The following is a 22,167-nucleotide window of genomic DNA, read 5'->3' on the forward strand; positions in this document are numbered from 1 at the left end:
GCACCCCCCATGACGCAGCACGACTCCGCTCTCCCCCCGAACCAGCAGCCGCACTCCATCTGGCGCGGGGCGCACCAGACCCTGAGCAAGGACACCACCGGCGGCGCGCTCCTGCTCGGCGCGACGATACTCGCTCTTATCCTCGCCAACTCCCCGGCAGTGGACTTCTACAATTCAGTCCGCGAATTCAGGCTGGGACCAGAATTCCTTCACCTGAACCTGAGCGTCGGAGCCTGGGCCGCGGATGGGTTGCTCGCCATCTTCTTCTTCGTTGTCGGACTTGAACTCAAGGAGGAGTTCGTCGCTGGAAAGCTGCGAAACCCTCGGAGCGCGATTGTGCCGATTGTTGCGGCTGCAGGCGGCGTCCTCGTCCCAGCGATCGTCTTCACCCTGATTAACCTGCAGGGCGGGGCCGAAGCGCTGAGCGGTTGGGCTATCCCGGCGGCCACCGATATCGCTTTTGCCGTCGCAGTGATCGCCGTCGTCGGACGGCACCTGCCTCCTGCACTGCGGACGTTCCTGTTGACCCTCGCAGTTGTGGACGACCTCCTGGCAATCACGATCATTGCCATTTTCTATACAGCCACCATCCAGATCCTCCCGTTGCTCCTGGCCCTGATCCCCCTCGCTGTGTTTGCCGTCCTTGTCCAGCGCGGGGTTCGCACCTGGTGGATACTCATCCCACTCGGGGTTTCCGTCTGGGTCCTCATCCACGAATCGGGCGTTCATGCGACTGTCGCCGGGGTGCTTCTGGGCTTCATGGTTCCAGTCATTGCCAAGGGCCGGGCGCAGGTGCAAACCGGCACAGACGCAAACGGCAAGCCGGTTGTTGAAGGACTCGCCGCTCATTTCGCTGACCAGTGGGCAGTAGTGTCCACTGCGTTCGCGGTTCCGGTCTTCGCCTTCTTCTCTGCCGGAGTAACCGTGGGGGGTTTCAATGGCCTCGTCGAATCCCTGCAAAGCTCTGTGGCGCTGGGCATCATCGGCGGGTTGGTCGTGGGCAAGTTCGTCGGCATTGCGGGATTCACTTTCCTGCTGACCCGGCTGCGGGGCATCGCCATCGACGCGTCCCTGCGGTGGGCGGACATCATTGGCGTTGCCTTCGTGGCCGGTATCGGCTTCACCGTTTCCCTCCTCGTCGGAGAGCTTTCCTACGACCCGTCCAGCAGCACGGCGGACGATGTGAAAGTCGGTGTTATCGTCGGTTCCCTCGTTTCCGCCGTTATCGGTGCCTTCATTCTTTCCGCTCGAAATCGCCACTACAGGGACATGAAGTCCGTCGACGTTCCTCGTTCATGAAATGGGGGCACGACCCGCTGAAGCAGTGAGTCGTTCGGCAGCAAGCCTCTTCAGCCCGTCCGCTGGGCGGATGGGCGTAGGCCATCGTGGCTCTAGGTGATCGCCCAGCGTTACGTTGCGGAGACGTCGACCGAACATGGGAATCACCCACTCGCCCCACCACGCCGTCTCCTTGCGAAGCAACTCAGCCATCGTCAGGCGCTGGTGAGGCCGGAGCGGTTTGGAGGTGAGGGTGTGGTCGACGCCGAGAACGCGCAGCACATGCGCCGCCATGTTCTTATGGCCGGCCGGGGACATGTGGAGGCGGTCAACGTCCCATAACCGCGGGTCGTGGTATTCGTCGAAGCACCAGTAATCGACGAGCAGCGCGCCGTAGTCTTCGGCGATCCTCCGGACGTGGTCGTTGTAGGTCCAGTTCCGCCGCCTCATCGGTTCGAGAACCGGGTGCAGCCGCACGTCAAAGCCGGTGAAGAGCAGTGGACGGGCGCCGGCCGCTGCTATGAGTGAAACCATTTCCTCATAGGTCTCCATGAGCGGTGTGATGCTCGTGCGCAGTTCAAGAATGTCGTTTCCCCCGGCATAGACACTGACCACCGTTGGGTGCAGATCGAGCGCGGGCTGCAGCTGTTCGTCAATGATCTGGCGAAGACGCTTGCTTCGGATAGCAAAATTGGCGTAGCGCCAAGTGGGATCCTGTTTGCTCAACTGCTTGGCCACCCGGTCCGCCCATCCACGGACGCCGTTGGGGTAACGGGGATCCCAATCCCCCACTCCCTCCGTGAAGGAGTCACCGATAGCGACGAACAGTCTGGACACTGCTCCACGCTAGGGACCAGGGACGACGCCGGCTCATCCTCCACGTGTCGGCGAAGGAAATTGCGATGGAAACTGCGATGAATTTGGAATATTCACGGCGGGATCTGCGCTCCACCGAGCATGAACCCACGAATTGCGGTCACCGGCTCCACCGGACACGTCGGCGGAGAAGCTGCCCGCCTCCTCTCGAACGAAGGCTACGAACAGAAGCTGATTGTGCGGGGCCCCGCGCGAGCGCCCGAACTCACGGGCGCCAGCGTTGCCCGCGCCGAGTACGCCGATCGGAAGGCAGCCGTGGAGGCCCTCCGCGGCAGTGAGATCCTCTTCATGGTTTCAGGCGCTGAGGCAGAAGACCGCGTTGACCAGCACCGCACGTTCATCGACGCGGCGGTCGAAGCCGGTGTTCAGCACATCATCTACACCTCGTTCCTTGCCGCATCGCCGGACGCTACCTTCACGCTCGGACGCGATCACTGGGCTACTGAGGAATACATCCGCAACTCAGGCCTGAACTACACGTTCCTCCGCGACAACTTCTACCTCGACGTCCTGCCACTCTTCGCCGGGGATGAAGGGGTGCTGCGCGGACCGGCCGGAAACGGGCGAGTGTCAGCCGTGGCACGGACCGACGTGGCACGCACCGCCGTCGTTGTCCTGAAGGATCCGGAAGCTCACTCCCGCCGCACCTATGACCTCACCGGCCCTGAGGCTCTCTCGCTGGGCGAAGTGGCGGCAACTATCACCCGCGTCACCGGGCGCGAGACCCGGTATGAAGAGGAGACCGTCGAAGAGGCCTACGCGTCGCGCGCCCACTATGGTGCGCCGGGATGGCAGGTGGATGCCTGGGTGAGTACGTACACCGCCATCGCTTCGGGAAAGCTCGAACGCACGACGACGGCAGTCCGGGATCTTACCGGCTCCGAACCGATCGGCCTCGAAGAACTCCTTCGGCGCTCCTAAAAACCCTTGACCTCCAATTGGCACAAGCCTAAGGTTGTAATCAACTAATTCGTTGATAAAGGATCGTGTTGACAATGGTGACGGACGCAGACCGGCTGGACCGGGCCTTCATGGCCCTGGCCGACCCCGCGCGCCGCAGCATCATTGCGCATCTCAGCCGCGGTCCGGCAACGGTCAACGAACTGGCCGCACCCTTCAACATCACGAAGCAAGCGGTCTCCAGGCACATACAGGTCCTTGAACAGGCTGAGCTGGTGACCCGCTCGCGAGACGCCCAGCGTCGTCCAGTGCACCTCAATGCGGCACGGCTGGAGACGCTCACCGCGTGGATTGACCAGTACAGGCTTGTCCGTGAGAGCCAGTTCCGCGCACTCGATGATCTACTCGAATCCAAGGCCAGGACCGGCCACGCACCCAAGGATTAATGATGACCAACCCACTCAAGCTTTCCGTCCCAGCCGAACTTCCCTTCATCGACGTCGAGCGGGAATTCGACTTTCCGGTAGAGGCCGTCTTCGAAGCACACAAGGACCCGGACCTCATCTTCCAGTGGCTCGGCCCGAGGGGCCTCACCGCCACGGTCGACCACTACGAATTCCGCACCGGCGGCAGTTACCGCTACACCCATACCGGACCCGACGGCGTTGCGTACGGCTTCAGCGGCATTTTCCACACCGTCCGCGAGAACGAATTCGCCATCCAGACCTTTGAGTTTGATGGCTATCCCGAAGTCGTGAGTCTTGAATTCCTCCGGTTCGAGGACCTCGGCGGTGGCCGCTGCAAGCTGGTGGGACACTCCGTGTACCCCTCGCAGGAGGCCCGTGACGGCATGGCGCAGTCCGGAATGGAAGCCGGAATGACCGAAGGCTACGAGCGCCTCGATGAGCTCCTGGCCAGTCGTGGGTGAACTTTCCTGCTGAGAGGCCCGAATTCGGCTTGGTGCTTCGCGTCTGGTCGCTGCCGCCCCTTAGGCTCGGTAGATGCGCAGGGACTTCTACCGGGACCAACTATCAGCCGCAGCGTTCTATAAGCTGCTGACCGCTACGGTGGTACCTCGCCCCATCGCGTGGGTCGCTTCCCGGTCCGAGAGCGGAGTGGACAATCTCGCTCCGCACTCATTCTTCACCGTGGCGTCCACCGACCCACCGGTCATCCAGTTCACCTCCGTCGGCGAAAAAGACAGCCTGCGCAACATCCGGGCGACCGGTGAGTTCACGGTCAATCTCACCCCTGAGGACCTCTTCGAGCGAGTCAATGCCACCGGCACAGCGTTCAGCCCGAAGACCAGCGAGTTCGAGGCCGCCGGTCTCCGGCGGGAACCGAGCACCTTCGTGCGCGCACCCAGGGTTCACGAGTCACCGGTGGCGCTGGAATGCCGCCTCCACAGCCTGATTCCCGTGGGGAACTGCACGCTCGTCCTGGGCGAAGTGGTACACGCCGCGATCTCCGAGCAGGTTCTCGACGGCGATCATCCCCGAGTGGATCTGCTCAAGCCGCTGTCCCGGTTGGGACGCAACGAATGGGGCACCCTCGGGGAAGTCCGGCAGATCAACCGGATCAGGCTGGAGGACTGGCCGGGTGATTTCCCGGTTGATACGCCATGACCTCCGCGCCGAGCCCCATCGCCGGGTTTGAAGATTGGCCCGATGCCGTACAGCGGCTGGCCAAACGCAGCGGATACAACCCCGAAAGCGCACAACTGGCCGCCGCATTGGGCGTACCCGCAGCAATTCCTGCGCCACCCGTCTCGGTACTGAGCTCCCAGGTTGTTGACGGAGTGCTGCTGGAGGAGCTGGCCTGGCAGCTGCCGTACGGTCCTCCTACCCGCGGCTATTTCCTCAAACCAGCGAACGCGACGGCCCCGCTGCCGGGCGTCCTGTGGCTGCATTGCCACGGCGGCAACAAGTGGCTCGGGGCGGAGCGGCTGATCGACTCGGCGAGTGGCAGGACCCCGGAAGTCGCAGCAATTCAGCAGAATCTGTACTCGGGACATGCCGTGGCCAACAAGCTGGCGCGCTCCGGCTTCGCAGTTCTCGTGCATGATGCCTTCAGTTGGGGAAGCCGGAGGTTCCAGCTCGATCCTCCGCCCGCCCGAATAGCTGACCAGATGGCCGCCCAGCGGGCCCTGTGGCGCGAGCAAGGTGCGCAATGGACGCCTGCATTGGAGTACAACGCGGCAGCGGCTCTGCATGAACACACCCTGGCCAAGACCGCTGGACTTCTGGGCACGAGTTACGCGGGAATGATCGCATTCGAGGATCTGGCCGCATTGGATGTTTTGCGGAAACTGTCCGGCGTCGAGCGCAGAAGCATCAGCGTCGGCGGTTTTTCCGGGGGTGGCGGGAGGGCGCTGGTCCTGTCCGCTCTGGCACAGGAAGTTCGTGCCGCCGTCGTGTGCTGCATGATGACCACCTTCAGGGGTCTTTTCCCCTCCCACATGGACGCCCACTCCTGGCTGCTGGCAACACCTGGGCTTTCTTCGTCGTTCGACTGGCCGGGGCTCACGGGCATCAACGGCTCGTGCCGGTATCTGATGCAGTTCGCGCGTCAGGATGCCCTCTTTTCGGAGAGGGGAATGCGTGACGCCGATGCAATGCTTCGCGGTTCAGTCCCGCCTGATCGTTACAGCGGCATCTGGTACGACGGCGGACACGTGGTGACCGGCGAGATGCTGCGGGAAACTGCGGCATTCCTGCAGGCTTCGCTCCCTAGGCCCGGAAGCGGTATGACGGGCTGATTCGGTCAAGAAAACGTTTTCCTTGACGTGTGGCACATCACACACTAGGGTCGAGTGCAGTCACGAGAAAGCGCTTTCTCGAACCTCGAACGCCACCCTACGACCCCGACAGAAGGTACCCATGAAGCTTCCGAACCTTGCGCGAGCGGCGGCGCTGGAAACCGCCTGCCCGAGTGCGGAAAGGACCGGCGATGTCAGCCCTGTCTGAGATGTCGCGGCTGAAGAAAGAGCCGCGCGGAAGTAAGCGAAAGCTGACCGCTGCCGAAAGGAAAGAGGAGCGGGTCTCCTATCTGTTCCTCGCTCCATGGTTGGTAGGCCTGGTGGTCATCACCATCGGGCCGATGGCGGCGTCGCTTTACCTCTCCTTCACTGACTACAACCTCCTCCAGCCGCCGGAATGGACCGGACTGGACAACTATCTTCGAATGTTCGAGGACACCCGCCTTCAGAACTCGCTCGGGGTGACCTTCCTCTACGTCTTCGTCTCCGTCCCCCTCCAGCTCATCGCAGCACTGGCGCTCGCACTGATCCTGGACCGCGGCATGCGGGGACTCAGCTTCTACCGCTCGGTCTACTATCTACCGTCCCTGCTCGGCGGCTCTGTTGCCATCGCAGTGCTGTGGCGGCAGATCTTCGGCACCTCCGGCCTGATCAACCAGCTCCTCGCCCTCGTTGGCATCGAGGGCATGGGGTGGATCGCCGACCCGTCCACGGCACTGGGAACCCTGATGGTGCTCAACGTGTGGACGTTCGGCGCACCGATGGTTATTTTCCTCGCCGGACTGCGCCAGATTCCGACCATGTACTACGAGGCTGCGGCCATGGACGGTGCGTCCAAGGTACGTCAGTTCATGACCATCACGGTGCCGCTGCTGACACCGATCATCTTCTTCAACCTGGTGCTGCAGATCATCGGAGCATTCCAGTCCTTCACCCAGGCCTTCGTGGTCTCGGGCGGCACGGGCGGCCCCGCCGACTCGACGATGTTCTTCACGCTGTACCTCTACCAACAGGGCTTCGGCAACTTCAACATGGGTTACGCCTCGGCCATGGCCTGGCTGCTGTTACTCATCATCGCGGCCTTCACCTTCATCAACTTCATCGCTTCTAAATGGTGGGTGTTCTATGACGACTAATATCGCGCCCCAGACCAATACGCCCCGCGAAACCACGCGGAAGCAGGGTCCCGCTACCCCGCCGGTCCGCCGGAAGAAGGGCAGCGACGAGGAACTGCACGGAAGCGCTGGACGCCGACTGCTGAAACACGTTCTGCTCACCATCTTCGGCATCATCATGCTCTACCCCCTGCTGTGGATGCTCGTCAGTTCACTGAGGCCAAATGACGAGATTTTCCGGGAAGCCGGTCTCTGGCTGACCACGTTCGAGATCAGCAACTACACCGAAGGTTGGAACGCCCTGCAGTCGCCGTTCGGGCATTACATGATCAACTCGATGATCGTGGTGATCGGCTCGATCATCGGCAACCTGGTCTCCTGCTCCATGGCGGCCTACGCCTTCGCCCGGCTGAAGTTCCGGCGTCGCAACTTGCTCTTTGCCATCATGCTCATGACCATCATGTTGCCGATCCACGTGATCATCGTGCCGCAGTACATCATCTTCTCGGAGCTGGGCTGGGTGAACACCTTCATCCCGCTGGTCCTGCCGAAACTGCTCGCTACCGACGCGTTCTTCGTGTTCCTCATGGTGCAGTTCATTCGCGGTCTACCCCGCGAGCTGGATGAAGCTGCCCGTATCGACGGCTGCGGCCATGTGCGGATCTTCACCCGCATCATCCTTCCGCTGATGGTGCCGGCGCTGGCAACCACCACCATCTTCACCTTCATCTGGACGTGGAACGACTTCTTCAGCCAGCTGATCTACCTGACCGACCCCGAGATGTACACGGTGCCGGTTGCACTCCGATCCTTCGTGGACAGCACCGCCACCTCCTCCTGGGGCTCGATGTTCGCCATGTCCATCGTTTCCCTCCTTCCGGTCTTCCTGGTCTTCCTCTTCGGCCAGAAGTACCTGGTCAAGGGCATCGCCACCACGGGCATCAAATAATCGCACCGTCCTGACAAACCAGCGCATCTCTCTACACCTGAGCGCGACAGACACCTGACAGATAGGAAAGAAATTCAATGATGAAGTTCTCCCGCCCTGCCCGCACGATCACTGCGGCCTCAATGGCCCTGGTCTTCGGTGCCTCCCTCGCCGCTTGTGGAAGCGGCGGCAGCGAGGCCGCCGGTGACGGCAACCTGCGCTTCTCCTGGTGGGGTTCGGACCCGCGCCACGAGGCAACGCAGGAAATCATCGACATCTACGAGGCGAACAACGAGGGCGTCACCGTCGCCGGCGAGTTCTCCGACTTCTCCGGCTACTGGGACAAACTGGCGACGACGACGGCGGGACGGGATGCGCCCGATGTCATCACCATGGACGAAAAATACATCATGGAGTATGCGGGCCGCGGAGCGCTGACCGACCTCACGGAACTCGAGAATCTGGACCTGTCCAAGTTCCCCGAAGCCGCGCTGGATCTGGGGCGCTACGAGGACGGTGTCTACGGTCTCAGCACCGGACAGAACGCCTACTCCGTGATGGTCAACGCAGACCTCTTCGCCGAGGCAGGCGTGGAGATCCCGGATGACAGCACGTGGACGTGGGATGACTACTACAAAATCTCCGCGGAGATCAGCGAGAAGCTGGGCGATGTGAAGGGAACCGATTACGGCGCGCTGGACGGCGACCTGCGCATCTGGCTCCGGCAGAACGGGGAGGAGCTGTACAACGAGGACGAGCCGGGCACGGTCGGATACTCACAGGAGAACCTAATCTCATGGTTCGAACACCTGCTCAACGTGCGTGACACCGGCGGCGGCGTCAGCGCAGCCCAGTTCACTGAAGCTGCTGCAGGCACCTTCGAAGCTGAGAACTTTCCGACCAAGAAGGCCGCCATGGGCTGGTACTGGTCCAATCAGCTCGGCGCGCTGCGCTCGGCCACCGGTGATGATGTCCAAATCCTCCGGGTCCCTTCACCGTCGGGCAATGCTGAGGACAACGGCATGTACTACAAGGCGTCCATGTACTGGTCCATCTCCAGCCAGTCCGACGACCAGGAAGCAGCTGCCGACTTCGTGAACTTCCTGGCGAATGACCCGGCTGCCGCCGAAAAGATGCTCGTCGACCGGGGTGTTCCTGCGAACCCGGACATGGCCGCAGCAATCGAGCCGAAGCTGGATGAGGCCCAGAAGACCGTTGTCTCCTTCCTTGAGGAGATCGAGCCGGAGGTGTCGGATTCGCCGAAGCCATCGCCCATCGGAGCGGGAACCGTGCAGGAGACAATCGTGCGCTACGTCGGTGAGGTCCTCTTCGACAACCTCACCCCGGAGAAGGCAGCCGAACAGCTGACCACCGAAATCGAAGGCATGATCAGCGCGGGCTGATCCGGTCACCACCATCCATTCACTCAACAGACAGGACGAGGTTCAATGAAGAAGATCTCCCGTTCAACCCGCACACTCACGGCCGCAGCTGCAGCCGTCGTTCTCACCGTTTCACTTGGCGCCTGCGGCAATGGCGGCAGCGGCGGCACCAATGCCGGCGACGGCAATTTGCGCTTCTCCTGGTGGGGTTCGGATCCGCGCCACGTGGCGAACCAGGAAATCATCGACCTGTTCGAGGCGGAGAATGAGGACATCACCATTGAGGGTGAGTACTCCGATTTCAGCGGCTACTGGGACAAACTCGCGACGACGACGGCAGGCCGGGATGCCCCCGACGTCATCACCATGGACGAGAAGTACCTCCAGGAGTACGCCGGGCGGGGTGCCCTGGCCGATCTGAGCACCCTCGAGGGCATCGACACCTCCAAGTTCGACGACGGTGCCCTGAATCTGGGCCGCTACGAAGAGGGTCTGTACGGGCTGACCACCGGCCAGAATGCCTACGTGGTCATGGCCAATGAGGACCTCTTCAAGCAGGCCGGCATGGAGCTCCCGGATGACTCCACCTGGACCTGGGATGACTACTACCGGATCTCGGATGAGCTGGCGGAGAAGCTCGGCGGAGATATTGTGGGCACCGACTATGGAGCCCAGGATGTCGACCTGAGGATCTGGCTCCGCCAGCACGGTGAAAACCTCTATAACGACGACGAACCGGGCACGGTCGGATACTCCCCTGAGAACGCCACGGCCTGGTTTGAGCACCTCCTCGAAGTACGCGACGGCGGCGGCCCCAGCGCTGCCCGCTACACCGAGGAGATGTCGGGTTCCTTCGAGGCGGGTGGTTTCGCGACCAACCGCGCGGCGATGGGTTGGTACTGGTCGAACCAGCTGGCAGCGCTTCGCACGGCGAGCGGCAGCGATGTGACCATGCTGCGGGTGCCGTCCGAGAGCGGATCAGCGGCAGACAACGGCATGTATTACAAGGCATCCATGTACTGGTCGATCTCCAGTCAGTCGGATGACCAGGAAGCAGCGGCAGAGTTCGTCAATTACCTTGCGAACAATCCCGAAGCGGCAAAGAAGATGTTGGTCGACCGCGGCGTTCCTGCCAACCCTGACATGGCTGAAGCCATCGCCCCTGAGCTCGACGAGAACGACCAGGCTGTTGTGGACTTCCTCGACGAGATCCGTCCCGACATGGCAGAGCCTCCCCTGCCCTCCCCCGTAGGGGCCGGCGGTGTCCAGGACATGGTCAAGCGCTACGTGTCCGAGGTGCTGTTCGACAAGCTGACCCCTGAGCAGGCCACTGAAAAGATGACCGCAGAAATCGAAGGGATGATCAGCGCAGGCTGATCATCCGCAGAACGGAACGTGAACATGCTCGACCCCGCACCCGGCCAACTGCACCCGTTGGAGCACGCTGCCGGTGACACCACCGCCGTCGCCCGTGTCGCCCTCGTGGGTGTCCACGGCTACGGTGCCCGGCACCTGGACAATCTCCGGCGGCTGGAGAACGACGGCGCTGCACGGCTTGTGGCAGTGGCTGACCCGCACCCGCCGGCTGACGGGGTGCTGGGTGCGGAGGTAGGGGTGTTCACATCGCTGGAGAACCTGCTCGCGTCGGGGGTGGCACCCGACGTCGTCGTGATAGCCACCCCCATCCAGGCGCACGCGCCGCTCGCGCATACCGCGATAGCGGCCGGCGCGGACGTCTACCTCGAGAAGCCGCCGGTGGCGTCAATGGAGCAGTACGAAGCCCTCCTGACTGCTGCGGAGGAAGCCGGCGTAGCCGTGCAGACCGGGTTCCAGAGCCTGGGCTCCGCAGCGCTGGACCGGCTCGACGAACTCGTGGCATCGGGATCGTTGGGCTCGGTTCGGGGCGTCAGCGCACTGGGAGCCTGGGTTCGAACCCGAGGTTACTTCGCGCGCTCACGCTGGGCGGGAAAGCGAACGCTGGACGGAGTGGACGTGGTCGACGGCGTGGCCACCAATCCGCTCGCCCATGCGGTTGCAACCGCCCTTCGTGTGGCCGGTGCAAGGGAAGCCTCCGACGTGGCTACCGTCGAGACGGACCTGTACCGGGCCCACGACATCGAGTGCGATGACACGTCCACCCTCCGGGTCCGGAGCACTTCCGGCACCGTTGTCACGCTCGCACTCACCCTGTGTGCCGCGGAGCAGACGCGTCCCAGCGTCACGCTTCACGGCACACAGGGCACGGCGGTGCTCTACTACACCGAAGATGAGCTCGCCGTTACTACTGCTGACGGCACGACGACGGAGCACTTCAACCGGACGAACCTCCTGGACAATCTGCTGGATCACCGTCTACACGGCACTCCCCTGCTCAGCCCGCTGTCCTCCTCCGGAGCCTTCATGCGGGTTCTCGATGCTGTCCGGTTGTCCCCGCCGCCGCAGCCGATCGATGCTTCTTTCATCACCTGGGTGGGTTTGGGAGACGATGCGCATCCGGTGGTGCGCGGCGTTGAGGACCTGCTGCAGCGGGCCTGCCTCGCCCAGGCGACCTTTACGGAGCTGGCCCCGGGCTGGGAGCGGGCGTCGTCGTCTGTATCCCTTTCGGTGGACGGCCAGGACGTGGGTACGTACCGCGAGGGCACGACCGTTTCACCGATGCTTGCCCCGCGCCCCTATCTGCATCCCATCACAACACGGGGCGGCGTTGTGGTGAGCGACCATTTCCCTGCGGATCACGTCTGGCATCTCGGGGTCGGTGTGGCTATCCAGGACGTCGACGGAGTCAATCTGTGGGGCGGGCGCACCTACCGGCGCAAGGAGTCGGGCTATGTCTGGCGCCCGGACCACGGCCGGATCTCCAGGACGGCCCTTTCACGGCGTGGAAACTCCCTGGAGGAGACCCTGCGCTGGAGCGGGCCCGACGGTACCGCGCTGCTGCACGAGGCCCGACGCATCAGCTGGCGCGCAGTGAACGAAGCGGTCTGGGCGCTCACGCTCGATTTCACGCTGACGCCTGTGGCTGATGGCGCAGTATCTCTCGGCAGTCCCGGCTCTAACGGCCGGATCGGCGGCGGTTACGGCGGCTTCTTCTGGCGCCTGCCCGCCTGCGAAAGCCCCTCCATAACGACGGCGGACGCCTCCGGTGAGGAGGGGGTCCACGGCACAGTATCGGAGTGGCTGTGCTGGCAGGGACGATTCCAGGGTCAGGAGGCCACGCTCGTCTTCCTGCCGAATGACGCAGCCGGCGACCCGTGGTTCGTGCGGGCCGCAGGCTATCCGGGAGTCGGACTTTCCCTCGCCTGGGACCGGCCCGTAAGCGTCACCCGACAGGACCCGCTTCTTCGCTCCGTCACCATCCTCGTCGCCGACGGCGCCGTTCCACCAGAGACTGTCCGCACCCTCGCGGCCGAAGAAAGGCACGCATGACCACCACACCAGTCGCCAGCCGGGACGCGCTCTCCGAGCCTGTTGATGACCTGACCGGCGAGCATGCCGTCAAGCGCGCGCGGATCATGGAAATCCTCGACCGAACCGGCCACGACTCGCTGCTGATGACGAGCAACACGGTCATGACCTGGTACCTGGGCGGCAGCCGCCTGCACATCAGCCTCGCCGGTGATCCGGTCGCCGTTCTGCTCGTAGACCGCGAACGCGACCACCTCGTGACTTCCAACAACGAAGCGGACCGGTTGATCCGTGAAGAACTGCCTGCCGGCGTCGTTGTTCATCCCGTGCCCTGGTATGAGTCCGTACTGGAGGTGGCGCGCCGTCTGGCGGTACCGGAGCCATTGGCTGAGGCAGACGTGCAGCGGGAACTGCGGATGGCGCGGCAGGAGCTCCTTCCGGTCGAGGCGGAGCACTATGCCGCTCTCAATCGGGAAGTGGCGCGGGCCATGACGGACGTGCTCTCAGCGGTGCGGCCGCATACAAGGGAGCGTGACGTCGCTGCGGAGCTGTCCGCCCGGATCGTCGCCATGGGTGCAGAACCGCTGGTCCTGTTGTGCAATGGCCGCGAGCGCTCGGCTTTCCGTCACCCCCTGCCGACGGCGGCGCCTCTGGGCCGCCGGGCCATGGCCGTTGTCTGCGCGAGGCGTCGGGGCATGGTTGCCAACGTCACGCGCTGGGTGCGGTTCGATGGGTCAACGGCTGCAGAACGCGATGCAGAGGTCCGGATCGCCGCGGTTGAGGCTGATATCTTCGCGGCCACTGTGCCCGGTGCCCGGCTCGATACGATTTTTGACGGCATCCGCCGCTCCTATGCCGTGCATGGTTTTGGTCCCGAGCAGTGGCGTTTACATCACCAGGGCGGGCCGGCCGGTTATGCGGGCAGGGATCCGAAGGTGACAGCGGCAACCGACGACGAGGTGGTGCTGAACCAGGCGTTCACATGGAACCCGTCCGGACCTGGCGTGAAGATTGAGGACACCGTACTACTCACGGCAGAAGGGGTCCGGGTACTCAGCGTCGATGAACGCTGGCCTACCGTCGAGGTGAACGGCCTGATGCGTCCGGCGACGCTCCAGATCTAGAATCAGAGGCGCTTGAGCCAACCGACGGCGGCGCTCAGATCCGAACGGGCGACCCCGTGGCCGCCATCCCTCAGAACCTGCTCGACGTCGGCCCCCTGCCGCCGCAGTTCCTGCACCACGGTGGTGACGCTCTCCAACGGCGCCATCGGGTCCGTCCGTCCGTTGAGCACGAGGAACCGGCTGCCGGACAGATCGCCCTCCGTAGTGCGGTCTCCGAACGGATACATCCCGGAGAACGTAATCACGCGGTCGATCACGTCGGCATGGAGCATGGCCGTTGCCAGCGCGATGTTTGCACCGTTGGAGAATCCGACGGCGATGAACTGCCGGTCACCCAGGCCGTACTGCTCCCGTGCCTCACCAACGAACTGTGCCAGCTCGCCGGCACGCAGAATGACGTCGTCGACATCGAACAATCCCTCCCCGCGCCGGGCAAACCACCGCAACATGCCCTTCTCCTGCGTTCGGCCACGCGGAGCGAGAACGCCGGCGGACGGGTCGAGTTCCGCGGCGAGCTGGGCAATGTCCTGCTCGTTCGACCCTGTCCCGTGCAGCATCAGGAGGATAGAGCTGTTGGCGGAACCTTCCCGATAGATGTGCGGCCAGCCCGCGGCGTTCGGCGCGCCCGTCATGCGTTCTGTCCCGTTGACTCATTGACGGTCCCGTCGACCGTTCCAACCGCACTTTCGAGGTCAGAGCCGGCGTCGCTACCGAGAATGTTGTTGTCCTCCGGCACCTTGATCCGGGCCACGGACGCCTCGATGTCTTCCCGTGACGGCTCAAGCCACGGCGGGAGCTTCAACGACCGGCCCAGTTCGAGCAGAGGTTCATCGACGTTGAATCCCGGGGTGTCGGTCGCAATCTCGAACAGCACGCCGCCCGGTTCGCGGAAGTAGATGGACGTGAAGTACTGCCGGTCCAGGATGGCCGTGACCCTGAAGCCGCGCTCCACAAGGTCCTGGCGCCAGAGTTCCTGAGTGGCCTTGTCGGGCACCCGGAAAGCGATGTGGTGCACGGTGCCGCCGGCGACCAGCCCATACTGGCCGGAAGAATCCGCGACGACGTCAACGATGTTGCCTGCACCGCCGTCGCCGGCTTCCAGGCGGGTACGGCCGGGGGTCTCCTCTGTGATGCGCAATCCCAGGTCCTCGGTGAGGACACGCAACGTGTGCTCCGGGTTGGCGACGGTCAGCACCGAGGAGTGCTGACCGCGCACGGCGTGGTCCGCAGGGACGAACGAGGAGTCCCAGGGGTTGCGCGGGTCCCTGGTGGAGGAGGCGACGAGATCGAGTTGGAGGCCGTCCGGGTCGCGGAGGGAAAGTCTCTCCTCCTGCGCCGATGCACGGGAGATGGAGGAGTCCACGCCGAGGGAACGAAAGTGGTTCTGCCACCAACCGAGACTTCCCTCCGGAACGGAGAACGCCGTCGTCGTCGACTGGCCTGCACCGATGCGTCCCGGCGCTACCTGACCCCATGGGAAGAACGTCATGAGCGAACCCGGACGGCCGGCGTCGTCGCCGTAGTACAGGTGATAGGTGGACGGGTCGTCGAAGTTCACGGTTTTCTTCACGAGACGCAGCCCCAGACCGCGGATGTAGAAGTCGATGTTCGCCTGTGGGTCGCCCGCGATGGCGGTGACGTGGTGCAGACCCGTGGTGTGCGCTGTCATGGTGATCCTCCGGAGCTCCCGTCGGCCCCTGCGGTCGACGCGTATAGATGCAAATGCATGCACCTTCTTCGTTATTCCCACGGGCAGCAGATAGCCTGTGGGACGTGGATGAAGGCCCGAACGAGTTGTTGAAGTCGGCCGTTGCGGAAGCTGTCGGCGGCCGCGTTACCGCGCTTGGAGAAATCAAGCGAACACCCCTGGAGTACGACGCGTTCCTCGCCCATCGGAGCGTAAGCCGGGTCCGTGGCATAGCGGCGGTCGGTGGAACAGACGTTGAGTGGTCCATGATCGAGAAACGCACCGAAGGACCAGGTCTGGCCACCTCGTACCTGCTGGATAACGGCGCGCGCGAGTTCGATGCCTACGCATCCGGAGTGCTCGATGACATCGCTCCAGGGGTGGCAGCGCCGCGGCTGTACGGAAGCGAGCTCGACTCCGAGGGCGGCAGGACGCTCTGGCTGGAGGAAATCGGCCACGACGGAACCCGTCCTCTGGACGCTGAAACGATCCTCGCCGCCGCCCATGATCTGGGCCAGATGGGCGGTCGGTGGGTAGGACGGGAACTCGCTGAGCCGTGGTACTTCACCGAGTGGATCGATCGGCATAGCCAGCCTGAAGCCGTGGAACGAGGCCTGCGCAGCCTCCGTGAGGCTCGCCCGGCCACGTCAGCGCGTCTCGGTGACCGGCTGGTCGCAGCCGAACGCCTCGTCCTTGAGCAGGCGCGTTACCGGAGCTTCCTGGAATCCCTCCCCCACACCCTCTGCCATCACGACGCGGTGGGTGCAAACCTCTTCCGGTCGGATTCCCGGACTGTGCTGATTGACTGGGAATCAATTGGCGCCGGTCCCGTAGGGGCTGACCTGGCATCGCTCCTGTTTTCCTCAGTTCGTAGAGGGGATGCCCGGGCCGGTGTAGTGGTTCCGATTGTCGATGAAGCCGTAAACCGTTACTCCGAAGCCCTTCGTGCGGAGGCGGGTCACATCACGCCTGAGGAAATCCGTCTGGGGTTCGACGCCGCCATTGCACTTCGCTGGAAGCTCGCCGCGGACATCGTGGCCGGGATGGATGCGGGGCACCCTCCCCGGCGAGGAAGCCTCCCCGGGGAGGAACCAGCAGCGGCACTGGAGGACCTGATTGCCCTGCTGGACCTGCTCCTCAATTCAGCAGAACGGGCACGCAAAAGAGCATTGAGTTAAGTGAGCGCCAATCCCAGGCCGGGCTGACCGGTAACCGTCAGCCCGGATTCCGTGATCCTGACGGGCGACGGCCCGTCGAGGATGCCCAGCTCAGCCAGGGTGGCGCCGTCGACCGCTTCCACCCAGGCCGTTTCAGCAAGCGTGGACGCCAACTGACCGGACAGTTCCGGCAACAGGTGCGGCGCCACAGCGATGCTGTTCGCCCGCGCGAGCTCAACGATTCGACGGAACGGCGTGATTCCACCGACGCGGACGATGTTCGGCTGGATGATATCGACGGCATCTGCCTCGATGAAGTCGCGGAACCTGTAGATGGTATGCACGTTCTCGCCCAGGGCGATCGGCACGGACGTGGAACGGCGCAGCCGGCGGTACGCGGACAGGTCATCGGCACGGATCGGCTCCTCGAGCCAGTGCAGGCCGTACTCACCGAGCCGGTCGAGGGCGCGCAGGGTGGTGGGCAGATCCCACCGCTGGTTGGCATCGATCATGAGCGCGCGGTCCGGGCCGATGATGTTCCGCACGGCGGCGATCCGCTCGACATCCTCGCGCAGGTCGGGTTTGCCGACCTTCACCTTGACGGCCTGCCTGCCCTCCGCCACCCAGCGTTGTGTCTGATCGACCAATTCGTCCAGGGAGTAGTGCAAATTCACTCCGGACCCATAGACCGGCACCGTCTCGCGACGGCGTCCCAACAGGTCCGGCACGGAACAACCCGCCTGCCTCCCCGCCAGGTCCCACAACGCAAGGTCGACGCCGGCCATTGCGATGGTGGTGAGACCTCCTCCGCCGGCCTCATGAAGGCGGACCCAGAGCGCGTCCCATACCTCCTCGGCGCGGGCCGGCAGCCCCGCCACAAACGGCGCGATGTCATGCTCCAGCAACGCCAGAACTGCTCTGGGCCCGATGGTCGGCGTCCAGGAGAAGCCGTGCCCCGTGCCGCCGTCGTCCGTCGTCACGGTGGTGGCAATGAAGTGGTTCTCCGGGACATCCGCCCCCCAGGCGCGCCGCAGGGGCGCTGTGATGAGGCGGGCTGACAGGCTGGTGATCTTCGGGGTCATGAACTCACGAGCTCCCGGCCGGCGGCGAGAATGGCCTTGAGTTCCACCAATTGGCTTTCAGTCGGATCGACCAGCGGTGGGCGGACAGAACCGACGTCGAGCCCGTCCAGTCGAAGCCCCGCTTTGATCAGCGAGACACCGAATCCGGGAGTCTGGTCGCGCAACCTCACCAGCGGCGCATAGAAGCCGTCGAGCAACCGATGCCGGGCCTGCTCATCGTTGTCAATGTACGCGCGGTAGTAGGCGGTGGCGATATCCGGCGCCATGGCGAAAGCAGCGGAAGAGTAGAGCGGGATACCGAGTCCCCGGTAGGCGCCCTGGCTGAGCTCGGCGGTCAGCAGACCGTTGAAGAACTGGAAATCAGTTCGGCCAGTAGTTGCGACGGCGGACACAATCTCCTGTGCAAGGCCGACGTCCCCCACACCGTCCTTGAACCCGATGACCTTGGGATTGGCCGCCAGTCGGGCAACGGCGTCCGCGGTGAATGATCCATTAGCGCGGTGATAGATGATGACGGGCAGACTTGATGCCGCTGCCACATCCTCGACGTACGCCACCAGTCCGTCGGTGGGCCCCTTGACGAGGTAAGGCGGCAGGACGAGGAGGGCATCAGCGCCCGCCTCCTCCGCAACCTTCGCCGCAGCACGGGCATGGCCGAGCGGCCCGCCGGCACCGGCAATCACCGGGACCTTCCCATTGACGGCACTCACCGCCGTGGTGACCACCGCACGGATCTCGTCGATATCGAGGGCATGGAACTCGCCCGTGCCGCATGCGGGAAAGACTCCTCCCGGATTGTGGCTGAGGCGGGACTCAATGTGCTCCCGAAGCTTTGAGGTGTCCACCGTCCCCGATGGCGCGAACGGTGTGACGGGGAAAAACAGAACTCCATTGAACTGCATGTCTTACCTTGCTTCCTGGGTAGCTGACGCGAGCTGCGAGGTTGCCAGCTCGGTGCGCCAGCTGCGTTTCGGCTTCCACCCGAGCAGGCGGCCGGCCTTTTCAATCGAAAATGCCGGGCTGGTTCCATGCAGGTCGGCGGCGAGCGCACCCACTGCGGGCAGATAGCGGGGAATGAGCTCGGACAGCGGCTCACGGGCCAGCGCGTCAGCCGCCCCGACGAAGAACGTTTCGGCGTTCGGAATCCGGTCCATTGACTGCAGCAGCACGTCGAGGAAATCTGCGACATCACGGGCGTCGACGTAATTGAAGATCGCCGGCGCGGACAACGCGGGATCGTCCAGCCGCTCGACGACGGTATGCCCCTGTTGCGTGGGCGCTCCTGCCCATTCCTCGGGCGAGATGACGTAACAGGGCCGGAATGCGGCGTAGCGGATCTTTTCACCCTGAGCTGCCGCGAACATCCGCATCGTCTGCTCGGCGAGCAGCTTGGAGAGCGCGTATGCGTTCCAGGGTTTCGGGGTCGTCTGCTCATCCAGCGGAAACGCTTCGGGCATCCACCCTGCTGGAGAACCGTACCCGAGCACTGTGGGACTGGAAGCGGTGATGATCCGGCCGACTCCAAGGTCGGTCGCCGCACCCATCACCTGGAAGGCGAGCTGGCTGTTGGTCTGGAGGATGACGCTCTCCGGTGCACTGAAGGGTACAGCGATCGCAGCGAGGTGGATGACGGCGTCGGGCCGGTGCTTTTCGATCACGCTCCCGGCAACGCCGGGGGCCAGCAGGTCGACTGCCTCCTGCCGGATCTGAGCGGGGAACACGCCGCTGGGAACCGGCGCGCGGTCCACGGAGACGACGTCGTACCCTGCGTCAGCGAGGCCGGTCACCACGCTGCGCCCCAGCCTGCCCGAGCCGCCCGTGACCAGGACTGTGGTCCGGGAGCGCTCAGTCATGGCGCACCTGACCGCTCGCATCACGGTCAGCCGCGAGATCTGCGCCCAGGCCGAGTTCGCTGATCCGGACAGGGAGTGAGGAATCGAGCGAGGCGTTGCCTGCAATGCCGACCGCCACGGCGCGCAATCCGTCCAGGTAACCGGACGGCCTGCCCAACGGGTCCTCGCCCGGCCCTTCGAAAAGGTCGGTGAGCAGCAACGCATCACCGCCGCCATGACCGCCTTCTCCGTTCACGATCGGCACTTCCACGGCGCGTTCCCAGTGCTTCTGGAGAATGAGCCGTTCACCGTTCACCCTGAGGGCGTCCTCTTCCTCCACCGGGGTGGCGCTGGGATCGACGACGTTCTTCTGGTCCGTGCTGCTCGAGACAGCGGCGCGTTCCACTACCTCAAGCTCAACCCGGCCGAGCGTCCCGTTCACCGCGACCCGGTACCCCTCCCAGGGGCTGTGTGCATTGAGGGAGTAGCTCAGGGTGGGCCCGGTCCGGTAGTCCACCACCAGGGCGAGGTTGTCCTCGATCGTGATGCCGGGTGCGAAGACGTCCTGGTCACGCTGATAGCCGTCGTGGTGTTCGTTGGCGTAGTAGAGGGCGTTCAATCGCTCGTCCTCGCGCAGATCAAGAGCGAACGGATCCCCGGCGGCGGAGTCGGTGGTGCCGCGCTCCGGGCGGTCGGTTAGCCCACGGCCTGCGGCGTTACGGTCACCGTAGAAGCGAAGCCCCCCACTGGCGAACACGCGCTCGGGGACGTCGTCGATCCACCAGTTGACCAGGTCGAAGTGATGTGAGGCCTTATGGATCAGCAGGCCGCCGGAGTTCTCTTTGCGCCTGTGCCAGCGGCGGAAGTAGTCGGCGCCGTGCACGGTGTCGAGCATCCAGCTGAAGTCAATCGATGTGACAGTGCCGATCGCGCCGCTCTGAATGAGCTCCTTCAGCGCGCTGTTACGCGGCGAATACCGGTAGTTGAAGGTGACGACGACGTCCCTGCCCGTTCGCTCGATGGCGTCGCAGATACGGCGGCAGCCTTCCACATCGATGGTCAACGGTTTCTCGACGACGACGTCCGCGCCTGCTTCCAGCGCCTCGACAATGTAGTCGGCGTGCGTGTAATCCGGGGTGGTGACGATGACGCGGTCTATGCCGTTGTCCTGGATGAACTGTGTCAGGTCTTTGGGATCGAACTTTCCAATCGCTGTTCCGCCGGCCAGCTCCGCAGCCAGCGCGAGGTAGTACTCGACACGGCCGGGATTGGTGTCACTGATGGCAACGAGTTCGGTTGAGGAAGCGTGGTCGCCGAGTGCTGCACGGACGTACATGTCGGCCCTGGACCCGGTGCCGATCAGGACGACGCGGGTGCGCTTCTGATCCTGCGACTGCGGTTCGGCAGACAGGGTGTGGGAGGCGGTGCTCATGGGGCTCCTTGGTTGGTCGGCATCAGGAACGATGCGACGCCGTAGATGGCGAGAAAACGTTTTCTGGAAACGTTATATGCTTTCTATCAATACACCGGCTCACCCGTCAACCATTCACCGTGATCACGCCGATCCCGAGCTCATGAGGAACCCATGGCAAGGAAAACCGCCAACCGCAGGGTAGGCATCACCGACGTCGCACAGCGGGCAGGAGTCTCGCTCGCCTCGGTCTCGCGCGTCATGAACGGCAACTTCTCCGTAGATCCGGACATCGCCGCCCGTGTCCGCACAGCGGCTGCGGAATTGAATTACCAGCCCAACGCGGTGGGACGCAGCCTGGCGCTGGGCAAGACAGACACGATCGGCGTCGTCGTTCCTGACCTTGCCAATCCAACTTTCCAGGGCATGCTCCGCGGGGTGAGCCGTGCCGCTGCGCAGGACGGCTACCGCGTCCTGATAGCCGACTCCTCCGAGGTTTCCAGTGAGGAGTCCATTCTGGCGGGGGAAGCACGGCGCCGGTGCGACGGCGTCGTGCTCTGCGCACCGCGCATGAATGATGCCGAACTTGAAGCGCTGGCTCCGTCCCTGCGTCCGCTGGTACTGGTCAACCGCTCGACGGCGGACATCCAGACACCCAGCCTCGTGGTCGACTACGGACAGGGTATACAGGATCTCGCGATGCACCTGGTGAAGCTGGGTCACACCCACCTCGCCTTCCTCTCGGGCCCCGAGCGGAGTGCCGGCAACCAGGCACGCCTTCTGGGACTCGAGAAGTTCCGCACGGATCATCCCGCGGTCACCCTGACAGTACTCTCCGGCGGATCCAGCTTCGAGGCTGGTCACGGGTCAGCGGAGGCCGTTCTCGAAACGGGAGCAACCGGCGTACTGGCGTTCAACGACCTCGTTGCCATGGGACTACTGAGCGGCCTGCACGAGCGGGGCGTCGACGTGCCGGGGGATATCTCCGTAACCGGGTTCGACGACATCCCGTTTGCGAACTACACCACCCCACCCCTCACCACGGCTGCCGTGCCGATCAACGACATCGGCGAGCAGGCGTGGCAGGAGATGCGGCGGCTTCTCGGGGACGCCGCTTCGGAACCTTCCCACACCACCTTCCAGCCCGAAGTTCGGCCGCGCGGGAGTACCGGACCCGCGACTCGCTAGACAGCGAAACGTTCACGCGTGGTTGACATGCGAGAAAACGTTTT

General features: G+C 63.9%; 21 protein-coding genes. 14 read left to right on the forward strand and 7 right to left on the reverse strand.

The window, feature by feature from the left end; genetic code table 11:
- The first annotated feature begins 9 nt into the window (after positions 1–9).
- The gene (nhaA, locus tag M1D74_RS14945; RefSeq protein ID WP_309071789.1) at positions 10–1,299 is read left to right on the forward strand and encodes a Na+/H+ antiporter NhaA; all 1,290 of its coding nucleotides are present in this window, start codon (positions 10–12) and stop codon (positions 1,297–1,299) included.
- Here nhaA and M1D74_RS14950 read toward each other — a convergent pair.
- Entirely contained in the window at positions 1,294–2,115 is an 822-nt protein-coding gene (locus tag M1D74_RS14950; RefSeq protein ID WP_458115813.1) for an SGNH/GDSL hydrolase family protein, read from the reverse strand. The two genes, nhaA and M1D74_RS14950, sit on opposite strands and share 6 nt — an antisense overlap.
- A 120-nt stretch (positions 2,116–2,235) precedes the next feature.
- On the opposite strand from M1D74_RS14950, the gene M1D74_RS14955 reads away from it, so the two are divergent.
- From M1D74_RS14955 to M1D74_RS15005, 11 genes are all read left to right on the forward strand, one after another.
- Positions 2,236–3,075 (forward strand): SDR family oxidoreductase, encoded by an 840-nt coding sequence (locus tag M1D74_RS14955; RefSeq protein ID WP_458115814.1) that lies wholly within the window; start codon positions 2,236–2,238, stop codon positions 3,073–3,075.
- A 74-nt stretch (positions 3,076–3,149) separates the two neighbouring features.
- Positions 3,150–3,500: an ArsR/SmtB family transcription factor gene (locus M1D74_RS14960; protein WP_458115815.1), complete on the forward strand. Its 351-nt coding sequence runs from the start codon at positions 3,150–3,152 to the stop codon at positions 3,498–3,500.
- A gap of 2 nt (positions 3,501–3,502) precedes the next feature.
- Positions 3,503–3,982 (forward strand): SRPBCC family protein, encoded by a 480-nt coding sequence (locus tag M1D74_RS14965; protein WP_458117196.1) that lies wholly within the window; start codon positions 3,503–3,505, stop codon positions 3,980–3,982.
- Positions 3,983–4,055: 73 nt separating this feature from the next.
- A complete protein-coding gene (locus M1D74_RS14970) occupies positions 4,056–4,679 on the forward strand; it encodes a flavin reductase family protein (RefSeq protein WP_309071794.1) in 624 nt (207 codons plus the stop codon).
- Positions 4,676–5,812 (forward strand): acetylesterase, encoded by a 1,137-nt coding sequence (locus M1D74_RS14975; protein ID WP_458115816.1) that lies wholly within the window; start codon positions 4,676–4,678, stop codon positions 5,810–5,812. Before M1D74_RS14970 ends, M1D74_RS14975 begins: the two co-directional genes overlap by 4 nt.
- A 191-nt stretch (positions 5,813–6,003) precedes the next feature.
- Positions 6,004–6,948, forward strand: coding sequence for a carbohydrate ABC transporter permease (locus tag M1D74_RS14980; RefSeq protein ID WP_458115817.1), 945 nt, complete (start codon positions 6,004–6,006; stop codon positions 6,946–6,948).
- Positions 6,938–7,876, forward strand: a complete 939-nt coding sequence (locus M1D74_RS14985) for a carbohydrate ABC transporter permease (RefSeq protein ID WP_458115818.1) — start codon at positions 6,938–6,940, stop codon at positions 7,874–7,876. The genes M1D74_RS14980 and M1D74_RS14985 overlap by 11 nt, the downstream gene beginning before the upstream one ends.
- Positions 7,877–7,953: 77 nt before the next feature.
- On the forward strand, positions 7,954–9,258 hold the full coding sequence (locus tag M1D74_RS14990) for an ABC transporter substrate-binding protein (RefSeq protein ID WP_458115819.1): 1,305 nt from the start codon (positions 7,954–7,956) through the stop codon (positions 9,256–9,258).
- Positions 9,259–9,303: 45 nt separating this feature from the next.
- Positions 9,304–10,614, forward strand: a complete 1,311-nt coding sequence (locus tag M1D74_RS14995; protein WP_458115820.1) for an ABC transporter substrate-binding protein — start codon at positions 9,304–9,306, stop codon at positions 10,612–10,614.
- A gap of 24 nt (positions 10,615–10,638) precedes the next feature.
- Positions 10,639–12,663 carry a DUF6807 family protein gene (locus M1D74_RS15000; RefSeq protein WP_458115821.1) on the forward strand — a complete coding sequence of 675 codons (2,025 nt, stop codon included), beginning with the start codon at positions 10,639–10,641 and terminating at the stop codon, positions 12,661–12,663.
- Complete coding sequence (locus M1D74_RS15005) at positions 12,660–13,766, forward strand: M24 family metallopeptidase (protein WP_375164844.1); 1,107 nt, start codon at positions 12,660–12,662, stop codon at positions 13,764–13,766. Before M1D74_RS15000 ends, M1D74_RS15005 begins: the two co-directional genes overlap by 4 nt.
- A gap of 2 nt (positions 13,767–13,768) precedes the next feature.
- On the opposite strand, the gene M1D74_RS15010 is transcribed toward M1D74_RS15005, so the two are convergent.
- Positions 13,769–14,398 carry an alpha/beta hydrolase gene (locus tag M1D74_RS15010; RefSeq protein WP_309072132.1) on the reverse strand — a complete coding sequence of 210 codons (630 nt, stop codon included), beginning with the start codon at positions 14,396–14,398 and terminating at the stop codon, positions 13,769–13,771.
- Complete coding sequence (locus M1D74_RS15015; RefSeq protein WP_458115822.1) at positions 14,395–15,435, reverse strand: ring-cleaving dioxygenase; 1,041 nt, start codon at positions 15,433–15,435, stop codon at positions 14,395–14,397. Before M1D74_RS15015 ends, M1D74_RS15010 begins: the two co-directional genes overlap by 4 nt.
- Before the next feature lie 104 nt (positions 15,436–15,539).
- Here M1D74_RS15015 and M1D74_RS15020 point away from each other — a divergent pair, with 104 nt between their 5' ends.
- Entirely contained in the window at positions 15,540–16,631 is a 1,092-nt protein-coding gene (locus M1D74_RS15020; protein ID WP_458115823.1) for a phosphotransferase family protein, read from the forward strand.
- Here M1D74_RS15020 and M1D74_RS15025 read toward each other — a convergent pair.
- The 4 genes from M1D74_RS15025 to M1D74_RS15040 are packed head-to-tail and all read right to left on the reverse strand — an operon-like array spanning position 16,628 to position 20,956.
- Complete coding sequence (locus M1D74_RS15025; protein WP_458115824.1) at positions 16,628–17,692, reverse strand: mandelate racemase/muconate lactonizing enzyme family protein; 1,065 nt, start codon at positions 17,690–17,692, stop codon at positions 16,628–16,630. The genes M1D74_RS15020 and M1D74_RS15025 overlap by 4 nt on opposite strands.
- Positions 17,689–18,594 carry a 5-dehydro-4-deoxyglucarate dehydratase gene (locus M1D74_RS15030; protein ID WP_458115825.1) on the reverse strand — a complete coding sequence of 302 codons (906 nt, stop codon included), beginning with the start codon at positions 18,592–18,594 and terminating at the stop codon, positions 17,689–17,691. The genes M1D74_RS15025 and M1D74_RS15030 overlap by 4 nt, the downstream gene beginning before the upstream one ends.
- 3 nt (positions 18,595–18,597) lie before the next feature.
- Complete coding sequence (locus M1D74_RS15035; protein ID WP_458115826.1) at positions 18,598–19,545, reverse strand: NAD-dependent epimerase/dehydratase family protein; 948 nt, start codon at positions 19,543–19,545, stop codon at positions 18,598–18,600.
- The gene (locus tag M1D74_RS15040) at positions 19,538–20,956 is read right to left on the reverse strand and encodes a Gfo/Idh/MocA family protein (RefSeq protein ID WP_309124393.1); all 1,419 of its coding nucleotides are present in this window, start codon (positions 20,954–20,956) and stop codon (positions 19,538–19,540) included. The genes M1D74_RS15035 and M1D74_RS15040 overlap by 8 nt, the downstream gene beginning before the upstream one ends.
- Positions 20,957–21,109: 153 nt before the next feature.
- Between M1D74_RS15040 and M1D74_RS15045 the strand changes: the two genes are divergently transcribed.
- Positions 21,110–22,123, forward strand: a complete 1,014-nt coding sequence (locus tag M1D74_RS15045; RefSeq protein WP_458115827.1) for a LacI family DNA-binding transcriptional regulator — start codon at positions 21,110–21,112, stop codon at positions 22,121–22,123.
- Positions 22,124–22,167: the final 44 nt, after the last annotated feature.

Source organism: Arthrobacter sp. D2-10 (assembly GCF_054161285.1).

Excerpts from the sequence above, each read along its gene's own strand:
- nhaA (WP_309071789.1), top strand. The coding sequence starts at position 10 with ATGACGCAGCACGACTCCGCTCTCCCCCCGAACCAGCAGCCGCACTCC.
- M1D74_RS14955 (WP_458115814.1), top strand. The coding sequence starts at position 2,236 with ATGAACCCACGAATTGCGGTCACCGGCTCCACCGGACACGTCGGCGGA.
- M1D74_RS14960 (WP_458115815.1), top strand. The coding sequence starts at position 3,150 with ATGGTGACGGACGCAGACCGGCTGGACCGGGCCTTCATGGCCCTGGCC.
- M1D74_RS14965 (WP_458117196.1), top strand. The coding sequence starts at position 3,503 with ATGACCAACCCACTCAAGCTTTCCGTCCCAGCCGAACTTCCCTTCATC.
- M1D74_RS14970 (WP_309071794.1), top strand. The coding sequence starts at position 4,056 with ATGCGCAGGGACTTCTACCGGGACCAACTATCAGCCGCAGCGTTCTAT.
- M1D74_RS14975 (WP_458115816.1), top strand. The coding sequence starts at position 4,676 with ATGACCTCCGCGCCGAGCCCCATCGCCGGGTTTGAAGATTGGCCCGAT.
- M1D74_RS14980 (WP_458115817.1), top strand. The coding sequence starts at position 6,004 with ATGTCAGCCCTGTCTGAGATGTCGCGGCTGAAGAAAGAGCCGCGCGGA.
- M1D74_RS14985 (WP_458115818.1), top strand. The coding sequence starts at position 6,938 with ATGACGACTAATATCGCGCCCCAGACCAATACGCCCCGCGAAACCACG.
- M1D74_RS14990 (WP_458115819.1), top strand. The coding sequence starts at position 7,954 with ATGATGAAGTTCTCCCGCCCTGCCCGCACGATCACTGCGGCCTCAATG.
- M1D74_RS14995 (WP_458115820.1), top strand. The coding sequence starts at position 9,304 with ATGAAGAAGATCTCCCGTTCAACCCGCACACTCACGGCCGCAGCTGCA.
- M1D74_RS15000 (WP_458115821.1), top strand. The coding sequence starts at position 10,639 with ATGCTCGACCCCGCACCCGGCCAACTGCACCCGTTGGAGCACGCTGCC.
- M1D74_RS15005 (WP_375164844.1), top strand. The coding sequence starts at position 12,660 with ATGACCACCACACCAGTCGCCAGCCGGGACGCGCTCTCCGAGCCTGTT.
- M1D74_RS15010 (WP_309072132.1), bottom strand. The coding sequence starts at position 14,398 with ATGACGGGCGCGCCGAACGCCGCGGGCTGGCCGCACATCTATCGGGAA.
- M1D74_RS15015 (WP_458115822.1), bottom strand. The coding sequence starts at position 15,435 with ATGACAGCGCACACCACGGGTCTGCACCACGTCACCGCCATCGCGGGC.
- M1D74_RS15025 (WP_458115824.1), bottom strand. The coding sequence starts at position 17,692 with ATGACCCCGAAGATCACCAGCCTGTCAGCCCGCCTCATCACAGCGCCC.
- M1D74_RS15030 (WP_458115825.1), bottom strand. The coding sequence starts at position 18,594 with ATGCAGTTCAATGGAGTTCTGTTTTTCCCCGTCACACCGTTCGCGCCA.
- M1D74_RS15035 (WP_458115826.1), bottom strand. The coding sequence starts at position 19,545 with ATGACTGAGCGCTCCCGGACCACAGTCCTGGTCACGGGCGGCTCGGGC.
- M1D74_RS15040 (WP_309124393.1), bottom strand. The coding sequence starts at position 20,956 with ATGAGCACCGCCTCCCACACCCTGTCTGCCGAACCGCAGTCGCAGGAT.
- M1D74_RS15045 (WP_458115827.1), top strand. The coding sequence starts at position 21,110 with ATGGCAAGGAAAACCGCCAACCGCAGGGTAGGCATCACCGACGTCGCA.